The organism is Labilibaculum manganireducens (genome assembly GCF_963665805.2).
GTDB classification, from domain to species: domain Bacteria; phylum Bacteroidota; class Bacteroidia; order Bacteroidales; family Marinifilaceae; genus Labilibaculum; species Labilibaculum manganireducens.
The window spans coordinates 936,392-955,294 of the sequence record NZ_CAXXEE010000003.1 but is presented as its reverse complement, the minus strand read 5'-3'; the positions used below and the strand labels follow the sequence as shown (position 1 = coordinate 955,294).

Here is an 18,903-nt window from a genome sequence, read left to right as displayed (position 1 = left end):
TAACCTTACATTAGTTAGAATATTACACAGTCTTCCTTGTTGATTCTCCAATAATGAGATCAATAATCAGGTTAAAACCAATAAGGATACTATCATAAATCATCTTACTAAAGTTTTGGACTATTTTTAGAATAATGGGAGAAATCTCCCAATCCCTGACAAACCTAAAAACTTATGGCCTTTGGGAAAAACAATTATTCAATTGCAGCTACGATCTTCAAACTAATTCAAATACATTCCCAGAAACCCAAACAAGCCTCAAAACCCTATTAACCTGCATACTAAGCCAATCTTTGTTTTCTAATTAATGGGATATCCAAGCTTGAAATAAACCTGACAGGTTTTAAAAATCTGTCAGGTTTTGAATGTATTTCTAGTTATTTTCAGGTCTTAATTTACGAACAGCAGTACCTGCCTGCCACATTTCACTTTCGCGAAGTTCTTTTAATTCTGCGTCTAATTTCACACGATAATCGCTTTGACTATTGGAATCAATAGAACGTTGTGCTTCGTTACCCGCAGCAACCTCTTTATACAATTTCTCGAAAACCGGTTTGGTAGCATCACGGAAAGGCTTCCACCAATCCAATGCGCCACGTTGTGCTGTTGTTGAAGTATTTGCATACATCCAATCCATTCCATTTTCAGCAACCAATGGCATTAAACTTTGAGTTAACTCTTCAACAGTTTCGTTAAATGCTTCAGAAGGAGAATGTCCGTTGGAACGAAGAACTTCATACTGTGCAGCAAAAATTCCTTGAATACATCCCATCAATGTTCCACGCTCTCCAGTTAAATCCGAGTAAACTTCTCTTTTAAAAGTAGTCTCGAACAGGTAACCCGAACCAACACCAATTCCCAATGCCACAACTCGGTCGAAAGCTCTTCCAGTTGCATCCTGAAAAATCGCGTACGAAGAATTCAAACCACGTCCTTCCAAAAACATTCTTCTTAAACTGGTTCCTGATCCTTTTGGAGCCACCAAAATTACATCAACATCCTTCGGAGGAACAATATTCGTACGCTCTTTGTAAGTGATTCCAAAACCATGAGAAAAGTAAAGTGCTTTACCTGGCTTCAAATATTTCTGTACCGTAGGCCAAACAGCAATCTGTCCGGCATCTGATAACAAATATTGAATAACGGTAGCTTTGTCGAGAGCTTCCTCAATTTCGAATAAAGTTTCTCCTGGAACCCAACCATCAGCGACAGCTTTATCCCATGTTTTAGAATCTTTACGCTGACCAACGATTACGTTAAAACCGTTATCTTTTAAATTTAATGATTGACCTGGTCCCTGAACACCATATCCGATAACCGCAATGGTTTCATCTTTCATTACCTCACGTGCTTTTTCCAACGAAAATTCTTCACGTGTAACTACTTTTTCTTCAACGCCACCAAAGTTTATTGTTGCCATTTTTTTTTATTTTTAGATATTAGATTTTAGATATTAGATTTTGAGAGTGAAATGTGAACGATTCTATTTTCTCACATCTCATTTCTATCATCTTACATCTATTTTTAATTTGATAATTCTTTTAAATAACTTGTAAATTCTTTCTGTTGACAGGATACTGCAACCCGACCCGAACGGGCAAACTGCAATACACCAAACTGTTCCAGTTCATTAAACAATTCCTGGTTGTCAGCCTTATACCCAACCTTTTCAATTACCAGAAAATCCGGATGAACGGTAAGAATTTTTGCATTCTGACTTCTCATTAATGCTTCTAAATTCCCATTTAAATCGGGTGAGTTAGCTATTTTAAACAATGCCACTTCCTGATGAACAATCTCATCAGCCTCAAAAAAGAAGGCCTTGAATACTCCGATGATCTTTTCGATTTGACGAACCACATTCTCAACTTTCATTTCATCCATAAAAGCAACAATGGTATATCGTGAAACCCCTTTTACTTCCGATTCGGAAACAGTTAAGCTTTCTATGTTAATTTTTCTTCTCGAGAAAACGATGGTTACCTCATTCAACAAACCGATGTCGTTTTCAGAAAAAACCGTTATTGTATATTCCTTCATTTTATTTAGATATTAGATGTGAGAAATGAGATACGAGATAGATATGATCCGGATATCTTTTTCCTTTTACCTTTCTCCTTTTAACTTCTTACTTTCTCCTTATTAACTTTTACCTTATTACTTATTCCAACCGCATATCCGATACTGCAGCTCCCGGTGCAATCATTGGCAAAACATTACACTCTGTTTCAACAATCACTTCTAAAAAGAAAGCTCCCGGTGTTTCCAGCATTTCTTTTATTGCAGCATCCAAATCTTCTCTCTTCGATACTCTTTTTCCTTTGATTCCGTATCCATCAACAATCTTTACAAAATCAGGATTCTCCAGCTGAGTATTTGAAAATCGTTGTTCAAAAAACAAATCCTGCCACTGACGTACCATTCCTAAAAACGAATTGTTTAATACAATTGTTTTAACCGGCAGGTTGTACTGTTTGATTACCGCAAGCTCCTGCAAAGTCATTTGGAATCCACCATCTCCGGAAACAGATACAACCGTCGCATCCATATCGGCTATTTGAGCTCCAATGGCAGCCGGCAAACCAAATCCCATGGTTCCTAATCCTCCTGATGTGATCTGAGTATTTGGTTTTTTAAACTCATAATATCTGGCACTTGTCATTTGGTGCTGTCCTACATCGGTACACAGAATAGCTTCTCCGTTGGTCCGTTCCGATAACAATCGAATTACCTCGGCCATGTTAATGTTATCCTTATTGGCATAAGCCTGTTTGCTAATTACTTTATCAAATTCAAGCTGATAGTAATCTTTGAAAGTCTTCATCCATTCTGCTTTTTCCCCACCACTAACCAACTTATTCAGTTCGGCTAAAGCTTGCTTAGCATCAGCAAATACAGGTACATCAACTATAATATTCTTGTTGTGCTCTGATCTGTCTATATCGATATGAATGATTTTTGCCTGTTTGGCATATTTTGATGTATCTCCGGTTACTCTATCGTCGAAACGCATACCAACAGCAATCAAAACATCACATTCGTTGGTGTTCATATTCGGACCATAATTTCCATGCATTCCCAACATTCCAACATACAACGGATGATCGGTAGGGAATGATGACAATCCTAATAAAGTACAAGCAACAGGAACCTGAGTTTTCTCAACAAATTCCAGCAATTCTTTTTCAGCTCCCGAAAGAGAAATTCCTTGCCCGGCCAAAAGCAATGGTTTTTTTGCTCCATTGATTAATGCGGCGGCGGCTTCAATCTCCGATTGATTTATTTTTGGAACCGGCTGATAAGAACGTACGTTTTCGCATTTTTTATATTCGTAATCTGCTGCGGCAATCTGAGCATCCTTAGTGATATCAATTAAAACAGGGCCAGGACGACCAGAACGGGCAATATAGAATGCTTTGGCAATTACCCTGGCAATTTCATTAGCACTTGTAATTTGATAATTCCATTTTGTTACCGGCATTGACAGACCAACCATATTGGTTTCCTGAAAAGCATCTGTTCCCAATAAACCACTGGCTACTTGTCCGGTAATTACAACCATAGGAGTCGAATCCAGATATGCATCCGCCAATCCGGTAATTACATTTGTTGCGCCGGGACCCGAAGTAGTAAAACACACACCCGGTTTTTTACTGATTCGTGCATAAGCCTGGGCAGAATGCATTGCTCCTTGTTCATGCCGCGACATGTACTGTTTCATTTCATCCTGATAATCGTACAAAGCATCGTAAACAGGCATGATTGCACCACCAATGTATCCAAACATGGTATCTACATCTTCCTGAATAAGCGTTCGAACCAAAATCTCGGCTCCCGATATTCTTTCAATGGTTTTACTCATTCCATTTGTATTTTTTGTTTTTGCTGCTATTTCCATCGTGTTTGTTGTTTTTAGCCAAAAAGTAAAAGCTTAAAGCTCTGAATACCTTTAAGTTTTTGGACTCGATTATTAATTCTTAATTAATAATTTACAATTGTCTGATTGCTCCTTTATCTGCCGAAGACACAAGTCTTGAGTAGGCTTGCAGAGCTTTTGAAACCTGACGGTTACGTCCTCGCGGCACAAATGCTTCCTGACCAAATGCTTCTTCGTCTTTTCTTCTCTGTGCTAATTCCTCATCCGAAATACAGACATTAATGCTTCTTTTAGGGATACTGATTTCAATTTTATCACCATTCTGAATTAAAGCAATTGCTCCTCCGGCTCCTGCTTCAGGAGACACATGACCGATTGATAATCCGGAAGTTCCACCAGAAAAACGTCCATCAGTAATCAAAGCACATTTTGCTCCCAATCCCATTGATTTCAGGTAAGAGGTTGGATACAGCATTTCCTGCATTCCGGGTCCGCCGGCTGGCCCTTCGTAACGAATCACAACAACATCGCCAGCATTAATCTGTTTTGTAAGAATGGCTTCGCAAGCATCTTTCTGCGAATAATATACTTTTGCCGTACCTGTAAAATCGAAAACTGACGGATCTACTCCTGCCGTTTTTACAATGCTTCCGTTTGGAGCAATGTTTCCGAAGAGAACTGCCAATCCACCATCTTGCGTGTAGGCATTTTCCATGCTTCGGATACAACCGGTTTCTCTGTCTTTATCCAGCTCCTTAAAAGCTGTATTTTGAGAAGCAAAAGTCAAGTTCCGACCCGATTGACCTGGTGCAGCATGATATATTTCCAGTGCTTTAGCAGTCAGCTTTTCAGAAAAAAGATCATTCAATTCCAAAGCTTCTTTTAGGTTGGCAGAGTCAACACGATACACATCAGTATTTAAAAGATTTCCACGATCCAATTCTGCAAGAATACTCATGATTCCTCCCGCCCTGTTCACATCTTCGATGTAATATTTAGGCGAATTTGGAGCTACTTTACACAAATTTGGTGTTTTTCGGGAAAGCTCATCCATATCTTTCATGGTGAAATCAACTTCGGCTTCATGGGCAATTGCCAACAAGTGAAGCACAGTATTCGTTGATCCTCCCATTGCAATATCCAATGTCATTGCATTTCTAAAAGCATCCACTGTGGCAATTGATCTAGGTAAAACCCGGTCGTCACCCTCTTTGTAATATTTATTCGTAATATTTACAATGCATTGTGCCGCATCAATAAACAAATCTTTACGAAGTTTATGTGTAGCCAGTAATGTTCCGTTTCCTGCCAAAGCCAAACCTAGTGCCTCATTCAAACAATTCATAGAATTGGCGGTGAACATTCCCGAACAGCTGCCACATGTCGGACAAGCTGATTCTTCAATTTCCTGCATGCGCTCATCGCTGACACTATCGTCACCGGCTTTTACCATGGCATCCACCAAATCAAGCTTTTCGCCTTTCGACTCACCGGCTTCCATTGGTCCACCCGACACGAAAACAGTAGGGATATTTAACCGCATGGCAGCCATCATCATTCCAGGAGTAATTTTATCACAGTTGGAAATACAGATCATGGCATCAACCTTGTGAGCGTTGCAAACATATTCAACACTATCGGCAATTACGTCGCGTGAAGGCAGAGAGTAGAGCATTCCGTCGTGTCCCATTGCTATTCCATCGTCGATAGCTATCGTATTAAATTCAGCAGCAAAATAGCCGGCCTTTTCAATTTCCGTCTTCACCATTTGCCCTACATTTTGCAAGTGCACATGTCCCGGTACAAATTGGCTGAAAGAGTTCACCACCGCAATAACCGGCTTTCCGAACATTTTTTCTTTCATTCCGTTTGCCCGCCACAAGCTTCTTGCTCCGGCCATTCTTCGGCCTTGTGTGGTCTGATCACTGCGTAATTTATTTTTATACATTTTGGTTAATTCGTTAATAGTTTATTCTTGTTTGTTTCAGTTTGCGTCAAAAAAAACGCCCTTTCGTTGGAAAGAGCGCTAATAATTTCGTTTTACCGAAAGTTATTGTCTGTGCACGCTTTTCCTCCTTGTCATTCTAATAATGACAATTGAAATAATAATGACGATAATGACTACCTTAAATGATAACATACAATAACCGGATCAAAAAAAAAAGCCCCTTCGTTTTGAAGAGGCCTTAGATATTTTGTAAAATTAAATTCGTTTAATTTAAATATGCTCAGCCTCGAATCGTGTCCAGAAGGACGCGAATAATGACGCTAATAATAATTACTGAATTAAATTGCATATTCTTTTTGTTGATTCGAACCTCTAAAGATTCATAATTTGTTTTTAATTTTGTCAACGAACATCTACAATCTCTCTTTCGATCTGATTACGTTGACAAATCTATGCGACAAATATAAGAGGAAAAATCCCTTATTTGCAAATCTTACGATTCCCAATTGCTTTTTTTAATCTGATAATAATCTAAATAATCATCATTAAACACTGATTATCAACACTTATAATTTTTAAGGTGATTGTGATTAAATGTAACTTTCAATTGGCAAAAAACAGATAAAATAAACCAAAAATAATTTTATGCAAAGCTTTGCACCCCTCTGCTTTTGGCCGAATTCGAAACAAAATACTTAATCCTTCTTTCTTAGTTTCCATCTACTATTCTGCAAAAAAAAGAGACTATTGATATTTAATTTTTCAACAGCCTCCAATTTTCATCACTTTTTACTTCGGATTTTTCTGTATTCCAGAGTATTCCCTCTATGGAAATTTAAGGATTGGTTTTTTTCCTGATGAATCGTCCAATTGTTCTTCCAATCCAATTTCCGACACTGTTCTCCAAAAAATTTTCAGCACTAAAATTTGTTCTGGTATTTCGAAAGAAATATTCCAGTTTGTAACCAGCCAATTCTTTTTCCAGATAAAGGCGATATCTTTCTTTTTCAATATCCTTAAGTGACCGAAAGTGCTTCATTTAGTATCTATTTTTTTTACAGTGTACCGTATTTTGTGAAAAGTCTGGAATAATAAACCCATAGCTTTGGCGTTAGAATCGATAGAATTCAGCTTGATTCATTATTTTTATTTTCCTTTTTGAAAAGGAATCGATGAAAGAATCTGATCAATGGGCGCTCAATCAATGGTTTTTTAAGAAGATAAACCAATAACAACAAAAAGAGATAAAAGAAACCTATGCCCAGATAACCTGCAGCTTCATTTCCCAGCAAATCGCCCAGCCATATAGCAGCACTAAATCCAAAAAGGAACAATGCAAGCATAAGCAATATGAAAAACACAGCTGCAAACGTGATGGCAACAACGAAACGCATTAATTTTTCGAAACCAGCCAACTTATAGTATTCAACATTAGAATCGAAATACTCAATAAGCAACTCCTTTAATTGTGTGAACTGTTCGGCGATTTTTCCCAATATCTTTTTGTTTTAGTAAACTGAAACTTCAATAATTTGATTCCAATAACAAACAGATGCCAGAAAGAATTATGCTAATTCTTCTTCTTCCTTTTCTTTTCTTCTGAAATCTTCTAATTTCTTCTCTAACGCCACAATTAGTTCGTCCATTTTAACACGCATATTTTCTACACTCTTATCGAAGACAGCATCTAATTCTTCAGCCTTTTCTTTTGCCTTCGCTTTCACTTTTTTACGGGTTACCTCCCCTTTATCGGGAGCATATAAAACACCTAAACCAACACCAATTGCACAGCCGGCTAACAAGCCCGCAACAATTCCTCCTGTACTTGACATATCATATAATTTTTAAATGAAACAATAAATATATTATAAAGATTTGATGTATAACACCTTATATCAAGTTAAGGATTTTTACTGCAGTAGTCAATTTTTTCATTCTGCATCAGGCATTTTTTTATATGTATATTTTGTCCGATCATACTATTAAAAACTATCTACACATGGAATTTTACATATAAAATATGCCAATATCGTGATGATATTGGCATATAGACAGTTCCTGTATTTTTTTTTAATCTTTTGAGTATTTATTGAAGATTGAATAATTATCAGTATAACCATGGGACGGTTCTTTAATTACCGTTTGCAATGTGCTATCCTCCTTCTTATTTTTCATATGTCATATGGTTATAGAATCATCTTCCTGTGTGTCAAAACATCCTTGTCATGGAAGTTTCATATCTTTTAAACGGGAATAATGGTTTATGAAGTTATTCGTCTAACAATTTCACTTTCACGGAACGAATAGTAACAAAATTGATATCATCCTTTTCCTGCAATTGTTCTCTAAGATTAACAATGTCTTTTTTTACTATCGCAATATCCTCACCAGATTCAATTTTATTGTTCACCCAAAGTTTGTCTTTGCATGGAGTATGATCGATATGACAAAGCAATGTTCCCTCTTTTTCCATTTTGTCAACATAAGCCTTTTCTATGCGTGTAATTTCCACCAATCCCTGCACACAAACCAATTGCTTTTTAAATGCCGGATCGAAACTTTCCTCAGGATCATTAGGCACAATCTTTAAAATTGCACCACTTGGAGATTTCAATTTCATCTTCTTTCCATCAACTCCGCACATGTGCACAATAAGCCCAATGACCTCAACATTTTTGTTTTCGTATTGATCTGCCTTAGCAATCAAATCATCCACCGAAATTTCCAAATACTCTTTAGGCGATTGCTGACAGCTGCCTGATATAGTGCAGACTACGAACAGCATAATCAGCAAACATTTTGTTTTCATTTTAATCTGTTTTTTTGATACTTATTTTCGTCTGAAATCTATTCGCTGCACATTTTTTGCAATCTCTATTCTCTGATATATCGAATCTACAATTGTGTCGTACAGTTGATCCTTTAACACAAAATCCTCAATGCCATCATCTATATTTGGGTTGTCATTTACCTCAACCACATAAACTTTACCATCTATCATTTTTAAATCTACGCCATACAAACCATCTCCTATTAAAGCTGATGCTTTTAAGGCTGTTTGCACCACAATTTCAGGAACCGATTCAATGCTGACAGTTTCGGAATTACCCGTTTTATCTTCCTCTTCGCCTTTCCAATTGTATATTTGCCAATGATCTTTGCACATGTAATATTTGCAGGCAAACAGTGGCGTATTATCAATAATTCCAATTCGCCAATCGAAATCGGAGTAAAGAAATTCCTGACAAACAACCATATCCGAAATTTTAAAAAGCTTATTTATTTCGGCACGAGCTTCAACTTTATCTTCAACCTTTATCACCCCTAATGAAAAAGCACTGTCGGGCTGTTTTAGCACCAAGGGATAATTCATTTGATTCAAAACTTTAGGATCAAATAGATTCTTGGTGAAAACCTCTGTTTCAGGCGTTAATAATTTATGCTTCTTAAATATTTCATTCTGATAAATCTTATTGGAACACCTTAAAATAGACCAGGGATCATCGATAACAACCAAACCTTCGGCATAAGCTGTACGCGAAAATTCATAAGTATGATCATTTACACTTGTTGTTTCCCGAATGAACAAAGCATCGAATTCATTGATTTTATCAATATCCTGCTTTGTTATAAACTCCAAATACAATCCTCTGCGATTGGCCGCACTTTTAAATTTCTGCAATGCTTTAGGGCAAGAAGGTGAATTCTCTTCCTTAGGATTTACAAGTACAGCTATATCGTACTTGTAATTAACCAGTTTAGTGCTGTGAAATCTTTTTTTATTGAAATACTTTTTGGCAAATTCATACACCGAATTTAAATCCTGCTCTGCCACCTTATTCAGGGTTAAAACCTGTACTTTTTTAATAATCCATTTTTCATCATGCTTAATAAAATCCACTTTGAACAAAGGTGCTTCGAACAATTGATGAAGCTTAGCCGCCAGCGCATTATAACCTTTGGTATTTGTTTGTCCAAAATAAATATGCAATGAAAAAGTATTTCCCTTCTCCTTATGCAGTGATTTATTGGTGTATTCCTCAATATCATAAGCAATGGAATGAATCACGTTCACGATACGAAAATCACGAATCGTAATTGTACTTGGTATAATCCGCTGCCCGCGGGCCGAAGCAAGTAAAGAAACATAATAGCCATAACTTTGATACTTATAACTGCTGCACAAGTTAAAGATTCTGAAATCAGTATTTGTCTGATATACTGGGTTATTGATATATTCCTTAACTGTAATAATCTTCGCATTTATATCTGGGAATGTCCATTTATAAGGTTGATTAATTACAATAATATTGGTTGTTTTATGAGAACATGAAGCAATATTGGTTTTAAACTCCATTTTCACAGCATCCTCTCCTTCGCCGTAATAGTCAGCTATTCTTTCGAAAGAATTAAATCCCCTTTGCTTATACCAATCTATTAGTTTTGTGTCTTTGGCACTTACTTCAATCAATATTTTTTCATAATTCTGACGATTGGCAAATTCAAATACATGTTTAAGTAAATAATCACCATATCCCAGATTTTGGTATTCGGGCAATATTGCAATAGAGTATATGCGTAATGATTTACTGTATTTAAACAAAACCAAAGCACCAATCGGCGCTCTGTTCTTATCCTTTGTTTCAACGATTAATATCTCCTGAAACTCACTTTGAATACCATGCTTGATACTCTGTTTTGTACTTTGCTGAAAAGCAGGAAAAGACTCCTCTTCTAATTTTACTAAAAAATTAAAATCATTGATGTCGGACTTTCTTATCTTAACATTCATAACACTTCTTACAGTCGTTTATAACACTGATTAATAATGGACTAATCTTACTTCTTAATTTAAATACAAATAACATTTACCACTACAAATTAAATAATAAAAGTGATTGAAGATTTGCAATTTTGCAAATATTTTCACCCAATATAATCCCTAAAAAAGTCCTTATTTAACAAACACTTATTCCCACTACAAAAAAGAGACTTATAGTGCTGACTATAAACCTCTTTACTTATACAAAACAGTTGCATTGACCGCTATTTAAATACAGCTTACTTTATCGTTAAACTGGTTTTTGAGTATGCTGCCCGGCCAAACTGCAAAATATGTTCTTTCTACTCCCGCAATTTTCTTCTTAAACAAAGAATTTTAGTGACTGCATTGATGATCTTCTCCTTCGCCATGAGTATGCTGACAACTCGAACCACTATCACTTACCAGACCTGCAACATACAGCTTAACCACTTCCTCTGCATTGCCTGAACAGCCTCGAACCACTTCAATTCCTGAATTGTTCAACACATTAATTGCTCCGTTGCCAATTCCTCCGGCAAGCATTACCGTTACGCCCGCTTCAGCCAAAACCGATGCAATGTTCGATTTGCAGCCACAACCCTGTGGTGATTCCATCTTTTGTACATCAACAATTTCCTTGTTTTCTGAAATTGCAAACACATTGTAAAATTCACAATGACCAAAATGACCATCGATTTCTCTGCTGCTTGTTACTGGTACTGCTATCTTCATTTTATTTTTATTAGTTGATTTAAAACAAAAGTATCTTATCCTTTTGTTTTATAAAATTAATAAAACATTAGTTAGAACTCCGGGCTTCGATTCTCAGAATAATTCCAAATAAGGAGATACGCCTTCCTGTTTGTATAGCATTGAATGTGGAAATGAACTTCACAAGTTATGAGATATCCCAAATTTAAAATTTCACACCCAAAGCAATCTTTACTACTATGTTTTAATGCAAAAAAAGAGCCCTCAAACGAGAGCTCTCCAACAACATTTTCTAAACTAAATAATAATCTGATAGGTAAATTTCAGAAAAGAGGACAATTCAAATATCGTGTTTGCGGCATACAAACAGATGTTCTTATTATCAATTTTAGATTAACTTTTTATCAATTCCATTTCGCGGCGGATTCCCCGGTAAAAACAACCCGAAGTTGTTGCTCCGGGCTGAAATATTATTTTCCTTTGACAAATTCTTTGTGTTAATCTTCTATTTTAGATTCTCCTTTAAAAAATCGGTCATCATACCAAACAAGTGAAAACGGGTATTTCCGCCGTAAATGCCATGATTTCGGTTGGTATACAAATGCATCCGGAATTTTTTGTTGTGCTGAACCAGCTCTTCGGCCAGCTCCAGAGTATTCTGCATGTGCACATTGTCGTCAGCTGTTCCATGTACCAGCAAGAATTTCCCTTTTAATTGATCTGCGAAGTAGATAGGAGCATATTCATCGTATCCTTTCGGATTTTCCTGCGGTGTACGCAAGTATCTTTCCGAATAAACACTATCGTAATAACGATAGGTAGTTACCGGCGCAACAGCAATTCCTGCAGCAAACACATCTGCACCGCGAAACATACACAAAGAGGACATTTGTCCGCCAAAACTCCAGCCATATACACCAATTTTATCAGCCGCAATAAAAGGTTGTTTTGCCATGTACTTTCCTGTTTCGATTAAATCGATGGCTTCCAGATTCTGAATTTGCATATAGGTGCACTTCTTGAATTTTTCTCCTCTGCCACCTGTTCCCCGGTTATCAACACAAACCACTACAAATCCTTCTTGTGCCAAATAATCTGACCAATCGAAACTATAGCGATCCAATACTTCCTGAGAGCCCGGACCGCCATAAAAGGTAAGTAAAGCAGGATATTCCTTGTTGCTGTCGAAACCAACCGGCTTCATCATCCAGGCGTTCAACTCTACACCATCGGAGGTTGTAAAGCTGAAAAACTCACGTTTTGGCAACTGATACTCCTGCATTTTTTTCTTAAGGTCCTGGTTGTCTTCCAACGTGCGGATCAATTTTCCTTTTGCATTGTGCAAAGTCACCAAAACAGGTTGCTCATTACTCGAAAAATAATTGATGTAATATTTAAATCCCTTGCTAAAATTTGCAGTATTACTTCCCTTATCCGCGCTAAGCAAAGTAGTTTTCTTTCCTTTGATATCTACAGCATAAATTTCGCGTTGCAAAGGAGACACGGATGCTGCCTGATAGTAAAATAGTTTGCTTGCCTCATCGTAACCTAAAAATCGGGTAACCTCCCAATCGCCATTGGTTATTTGCTTTACCGGATTTCCCTGCAAATCGTACAGGTAAATGTGATTGAATCCAGACTTTTCGCTGGTGAAAATAAAATGTTTTCCATCCTTCAAAAAGCTCAAATCATCGTTAATATCAATCCATGCTTCGTTCTTCTCTTCGTACAATAATTTGGATTTTCCGCTTTCTGCATCAGCCAACAAAAGTTCATAATGATTCTGATGGCGGTTCATTCTGACAATGCTCAACACTTTTGGATCTTGTGTCCATTGCATTCTTGGAATGTATTGGTCGGTTTCTTCTCCAATATCCATTGTTTTAGTTACTTCCGATTGCAAATCGTAAACATGAACACTCACAATAGAATTGTCTTCTCCTGCTTTTGGATATTTAAACGTATAATTTTCGGGATACAAGGCATTCTCTGTTTTCTCAGGATTGGTTCCTTTAAAAACAGTCATGTTGAACTGTTTCACCTTGCTCTCATCGAAACGCATAAAGGCAATTCGCTTGCCATCGGGCGACCATTGGTAAGCCTGACTGAAGGAAAACTCTTCCTCATAAACCCAATCGGGCGCTCCGTTAATAATGTGATTGTATTTTCCATCGAATGTAATCTGAACCTCTTTCTTCTTCTGAAGATCTTTTATGAAGAGATTGTTGTCTCGAAAAAAACAAATCTGATCGCCGGAAGGTGAAAAATCAGCCAATTGCTGTCTGCCTGCCGACAAAGCTTCCAAAGTCTTTTTCTCGCGGTCGTACACATAAAATTCTGCTGAGTAAGAATGTCGGTAAATATTCTGACGATTACTTGCAATCAAAATCTTACGCTCATCGGAAGAAAACTGGTAAGAATCTATTCTTTTAATTTTATCAGTGCCAACTTCTGCCAAATCGAAAATTATTTCTTCAGATTCACCTGTAGCGTAAGAAAACTTTTCAATTCGGATTCCATGTTTTAAAACGGTATAAGATTCTCCACTATTCATGGAACGTAATCCGTAAACAGAGCGGGCACGAAAAGTGCCATTGTTTGTGATGTCTTCGAGCGTGAAGCTCTTTTGTGCCTGCACCAGAGTCAGGCTTAACAGAGCAAATAGAAATAGTGTTAATTTTTTCATGTTTTTTTTAGTGTTTGTTGAGTTTTGAGTCAAATACCGCAATCTACTGATGTGGCATTAAAATAGTAAATGTCACATCAATTGATATCGAGCAGGATATCATCAAACAAGTATGATTTTTAGGTGGTAAGGCTTAGATAAAAACCTCGGATTGAATATAAAAGGTAAAGACCAGATTAACAAATCCAGCATTCGTAGAGACCTTTGTAGGAATGTTTGTGTAGTATGGGAACAATTCTATTCATAAATTTTTGTAGGTGAAGTAAATCTATAACTTTTTTCCGAACTCCTATTTCTGATGACCAACTACAGGCCTGATTTAAAATCGTTCTACGTAATACAAATGAATAAAACCGAACAGATAAAGTACCAAATTAATAGTTGCCTTACTACCACGACCATCATCTGACTACTACCACGACTACTAATGGTATCGTACCACGACCACCATCTGACTACTACCACGACTACTAATAGTATCGTACCACGACTACCATCTGACTACTACCACGACTACTGATGGTACCACACCACGACCATTGTATAGTACCGTACTACGACATGTGCGGCAGTGTGGCACAACAATTTTTAGTTTATCAATTCACTTTCCAAAAAAAAGCTTCCCCTTTCGGGGAAGCCTGTCAACTATTTAATTACAATAAAGGAATCTACTTAAACTCTTTTTTTAATTGCTCTACCCAAGCTTCAATTCTTTCGTTTGACAAACCTGCCTGATTCTCGATATCGAGAGCCAAACCTAAGAACTTACCATCGCGTAAAGCACGCGATTTTTCGTATTTATAGCCTTCCGGAGAAGTCAGTCCAATAACCTTTGCTCCTCGTTCTTCCAGTGCAATTGCCAAAAGACCAATTGCATCTACAAAATTTTCAGGATATCCGACCTGATCGCCTAAACCAAACAAAGCAACTGTTTTGCCTTTTAGTTTTAGATCCTCAACAGCAGGCATAAACTCATCCCAGTAGTTTGGCAATTCACCATCGAACCAGGTTGGAACACCTAATATCAGATTATCGTAGGCAAGAAAAATTTCTTCATCAACTTCCTCAACATTTACACTTTCTACTTCGGCAGAAGTTCCAAAAGCTTTCTTTATTTTTTCAGCATTCTTAGCTGTTTTGTTCGTATTGAAACTATAGAATAAACCTATTTTTTTCATCGTTTTAAGTATCTAGAACAGAGTAGATAGTAACCAGACTATTTACAGCTCCGTAAATTATTATTTTTAAGAATGTGAAGACTATCTCATTCACACATTAACTAATTTACTCAATTTCTATCAATTAGAAATCAATTAGCTCTTTAGCTGCTGCGTAAATTTTATCATTATTAGGAAGAACTGCTTTTTCCAATATACGATTAAAGCCAACCGGTGTAAATTCAGATCCAACACGCTTTACCGGAGCATCCAATTGGTTGAAAGCCTGTTCGGTAATTGTTGCCGAAATTTCAGCTCCAAATCCTGAAAACACTTTGTCTTCATGAACAACCATTACTTTATTGGTTTTTGCTACCGATTTTAGAATTGTTTCTGTATCCAATGGCACCAGTGAGCGAAGATCAATTACTTCAATTTGTTTTCCTGTATCTTCGGCCAACTTATCGGCAACCTCAACACACATATGAGTTGTGTTTCCATAAGTTACGATCGTTAAATCAGCACCTTCTCTTCTTACTCTTGCTTTTCCAAACGGAACTTCAAAGTCTTCTGGTACTGCCGCCGATGCTTTAGGATCGTTATACAAAGCTTTAGGCTCCATAAATACGGTCATTCCCTTCGAACGGATGCTGGTTCGCAACAATCCTGCGGCATCATCGGCATACGATGGGTAAACAATTCGAACACCTGGGAAAGTTGCCAAAGCTCCTTCAATATTTTGCGAGTGATACAATCCGCCGCCAATATATCCACCAGATGCTAAACGCACTGTGATATTCGGTGAATACTGTCCTTTTGTTCTCCAATATTCGTGAGTTGTTTCTACAAACTGCTCCATTGCAGGCCAAAAATAATCAGCAAATTCTGCTCCTTCAACAACAATTCTGATTTTATCGTTGAAACGGCTCATTCCATTTGCTGTTCCCATGATGTAATCTTCCGCAATTGGAGCATTAAATACCCTGTCTTTACCAAATTCCTGCTGCATCCCTTTGGAAACATTAAAAATCCCGCCTTTATCTTTATTGGCAATATCCTGTCCCCAAAGAAAAGTATCCGGATTTAAACGGAATTCTGCTTTTAGTGTCTCATTCAATCCTTCAATCAACTTTTTGTTGTTGCCGGTGAAATTGTGCAATCCTTCCGGATATTTCTCAGAAACATAAGGTTCCGGAATCACAAAATCGTGAATGGATGCCGGATCAGGATCCGGTGCACTCAAACCAGCTTTGTGAGCTTTTTTAACTTCCAGTTTCACTTCAGCTTCAATAGCCAACAATTCCTCTTCCGTAAAACGCTTGTAACGAACCAATAACCTTCGGTACTTCGCCAATGGATCGTATTCTGTAACGTAGTTTAATTCGGCGTTATCACGGTACAACTCGTGCTTATCGGAATTGGAATGCGAGCCCATACGAACACAGTTGGCCTGAACAATTACCGGAGTTGAAGTTTCCAAGGCAATTTGTTTTGCTTCAGTCATCGCATTCATCGAATCGAAAACATCTTTTCCGTTACAATGAATAATTTTCAAATACTTCATTCCACGGAAGTTATCAGCAACTTTTCTGTTCGCTGTCTGATCTTTCTTTGGAACCGAAATTCCATATCCGTTATCCTGAAACACAAATACTACAGGAAGCTGTTCATTGGTTGCTCCGTTAATGGCCTCGTAAACATATCCTTCCGATACCGAAGATTCTCCCTGAGAACTAATTACAACTCCTTTGTGCTTGTATTTTTTTACTGCGCGACCTAAACCTACTGCATGCAAAGTATGATTTCCTGTGCAGGAAGATACATTGTGAACATTCCATTCCGGCTTTGCAAAGTGATTCGACATGTGACGACCGCCACCTGCTACATCTGTATCTTTCGATATTCCGTTAAAAATGATCTCTTCAGCAGTTAAACCTGCCGAAATAGAGGTCAGCATATCTCTGTAATAAGGGAACAGGTGATCTGTTTTACGATCGAATACCTGCCCAACAGCCAATTGAATTCCATCATGACCGGCATAAGGAGCATGGTAAGACCAGCCAATTGCCTGCTTTAGGTAATTGGGTGCTTTCTCATCCAATGCTCTACCCAAAGTCATCAAATGAAACCAACGACCAAGCAATTCCTTTGAGGTTTTTTTAATGCTAAACTTTTTACTTTCAGTCATCTTATCAGTTTTGTCCGTAGTACTTTCTACGGATGTTATTTCCAGTGTTTCCATGATTTAAAATGCTCTGTTACTATCAATTTCTTCCAAATAGTCTGCAATTTTTCGTAAAAAAGCTCCACCCAAAGCTCCATCAACAACCCGGTGGTCGTAGGAAAGAGACAAGAACATTTTGTGACGAACAACAATTGCATCTCCGGCCGGAGTTTCGATTACTGCAGGTTTCTTTTCAATGGTTCCAACAGCTAAAATAGCAACCTGCGGCTGATTGATAATTGGTGTACCCATTACATTTTTGAAGGATCCAAAATTCGATATAGTAAACGTACCTCCCTGAATATCATCAAGACTTAATTTATTATTTCGTGCATCGGTTGCCAAACGATTCATGTCATTTGCCAAACCAATTAGGTTTTTCTGATCTGAATTCTTTATTACCGGAACAATTAGGTTTCCACTTGGCAGAGCTACCGCAACACCAACATTAATATTCTTTCTCAGAATAACATTGTATCCGTCAACAGAAGCATTCACTCCCGGAAATTCACGTAAAGCTTTAGAAACAGCTTCTATAATAATTGGCATGTAAGTAATCTTAGTTCCTTCTTTTTTAAAGAATTCATCTTTTACTTTATTTCTCCAATTAACCATATCGGTAACATCGGCTTCTACCATTGCGGTAACGTGCGGAGATGTTTGCTTCGACATCACCATATGATCGGCAATGATTCTTCTCATACGGTCCATTTCCACAATCTGATCCTGTGCTCCGATCGACATGGATACTTTTGGTTTTTCAGCTGCCGGAGCCGGACCAGGAGCAGAAACTGTTTTAACTTCAGGAGCAGAAACAGTTGTTCCGTTGCGACTGGACAAGTAATCCAAAACATCTTGTTTTTGAACTCTTCCCTCGGTACCATGTCCGGTAATTGTTTCCAGCTCTTGAACAGTAATATTTTCACTTTTCGCAATGCTTTTCACAAGCGGAGAATAAAATCGGCCAGAAGCAGATTGAATATCAGAGGTACTTACGCTTCCTGCAGCTTCTTGAGGTATTGTTTCGGATACAGAAGTGGCAACACTTGCCTTAACCGGCTCTTCCACATCATCTGCATCACCTAAGGCAATGATCGCAACAACCTCGCCAACAGGAACAACATCATTTTCTTTAAATCGGATTTCAATTACTTTTCCGTCTACCGGACAAGGTATTTCAGAATCCACTTTATCCGTTGCAATTTCAAAAAGCATATCATCCTCTTCCACCTGATCATTCAACTTCACGAACATTTTCGTGATAGTAGCTTCTTGTACGCTCTCGCCCAACTTAGGCATTATGATTTCAAAGCTAGACATATAACTTATAGTTTAATATTTATAATCATATTTAAATGTTTCGATACAAATATAAAAATTTATTCTTATTTAGATTTATTAAAGCTTAGAATAATTGCAATCTCTACATTACAATTTTTTATTATCGTATAGATTTCCTTGATGTGGATAAAATTATTTTATAAAAGTTACCACAT

Annotated in this window: 14 protein-coding genes; all 14 read right to left on the bottom strand. The window is 37.4% G+C overall.

Annotated elements, in window-relative coordinates:
• Positions 1–373 precede the first annotated feature (373 nt).
• Positions 374–1,420: a ketol-acid reductoisomerase gene (gene ilvC / locus ACHZAX_RS03790; RefSeq protein WP_320018070.1), complete on the bottom strand. Its 1,047-nt coding sequence runs from the start codon at positions 1,418–1,420 to the stop codon at positions 374–376.
• Positions 1,421–1,524: 104 nt separating this feature from the next.
• Positions 1,525–2,040 carry an acetolactate synthase small subunit gene (ilvN, locus tag ACHZAX_RS03785; RefSeq protein WP_101311018.1) on the bottom strand — a complete coding sequence of 172 codons (516 nt, stop codon included), beginning with the start codon at positions 2,038–2,040 and terminating at the stop codon, positions 1,525–1,527.
• Between the two features lie 121 nt (positions 2,041–2,161).
• Positions 2,162–3,898, bottom strand: coding sequence for a biosynthetic-type acetolactate synthase large subunit (gene ilvB, locus ACHZAX_RS03780; RefSeq protein WP_320018069.1), 1,737 nt, complete (start codon positions 3,896–3,898; stop codon positions 2,162–2,164).
• A 91-nt stretch (positions 3,899–3,989) separates the two neighbouring features.
• Entirely contained in the window at positions 3,990–5,825 is a 1,836-nt protein-coding gene (ilvD, locus tag ACHZAX_RS03775) for a dihydroxy-acid dehydratase (protein ID WP_320018068.1), read from the bottom strand.
• A gap of 835 nt (positions 5,826–6,660) precedes the next feature.
• Entirely contained in the window at positions 6,661–6,864 is a 204-nt protein-coding gene (locus tag ACHZAX_RS03770; RefSeq protein WP_320018067.1) for a hypothetical protein, read from the bottom strand.
• 88 nt (positions 6,865–6,952) lie between these two features.
• Positions 6,953–7,321 (bottom strand): hypothetical protein, encoded by a 369-nt coding sequence (locus tag ACHZAX_RS03765; protein ID WP_320018066.1) that lies wholly within the window; start codon positions 7,319–7,321, stop codon positions 6,953–6,955.
• Between the two features lie 69 nt (positions 7,322–7,390).
• Positions 7,391–7,657, bottom strand: a complete 267-nt coding sequence (locus tag ACHZAX_RS03760) for a YtxH domain-containing protein (protein WP_101311023.1) — start codon at positions 7,655–7,657, stop codon at positions 7,391–7,393.
• A gap of 437 nt (positions 7,658–8,094) precedes the next feature.
• Positions 8,095–8,634, bottom strand: a complete 540-nt coding sequence (locus ACHZAX_RS03755) for a hypothetical protein (RefSeq protein ID WP_320018065.1) — start codon at positions 8,632–8,634, stop codon at positions 8,095–8,097.
• Between the two features lie 21 nt (positions 8,635–8,655).
• A complete protein-coding gene (locus ACHZAX_RS03750; protein ID WP_320018064.1) occupies positions 8,656–10,617 on the bottom strand; it encodes a GNAT family N-acetyltransferase in 1,962 nt (653 codons plus the stop codon).
• A 366-nt stretch (positions 10,618–10,983) separates the two neighbouring features.
• Positions 10,984–11,361 (bottom strand): NifB/NifX family molybdenum-iron cluster-binding protein, encoded by a 378-nt coding sequence (locus tag ACHZAX_RS03745; protein WP_101311442.1) that lies wholly within the window; start codon positions 11,359–11,361, stop codon positions 10,984–10,986.
• Positions 11,362–11,845: 484 nt separating this feature from the next.
• Positions 11,846–14,026, bottom strand: a complete 2,181-nt coding sequence (locus tag ACHZAX_RS03740; protein ID WP_320018063.1) for a S9 family peptidase — start codon at positions 14,024–14,026, stop codon at positions 11,846–11,848.
• Positions 14,027–14,694: 668 nt separating this feature from the next.
• Complete coding sequence (locus tag ACHZAX_RS03735) at positions 14,695–15,204, bottom strand: flavodoxin (RefSeq protein WP_101311439.1); 510 nt, start codon at positions 15,202–15,204, stop codon at positions 14,695–14,697.
• 124 nt (positions 15,205–15,328) lie between these two features.
• Positions 15,329–17,425: an alpha-ketoacid dehydrogenase subunit alpha/beta gene (locus tag ACHZAX_RS03730; protein WP_245870433.1), complete on the bottom strand. Its 2,097-nt coding sequence runs from the start codon at positions 17,423–17,425 to the stop codon at positions 15,329–15,331.
• A 3-nt stretch (positions 17,426–17,428) separates the two neighbouring features.
• A complete protein-coding gene (locus ACHZAX_RS03725) occupies positions 17,429–18,727 on the bottom strand; it encodes a dihydrolipoamide acetyltransferase family protein (RefSeq protein WP_320018062.1) in 1,299 nt (432 codons plus the stop codon).
• Positions 18,728–18,903 lie beyond the last annotated feature (176 nt).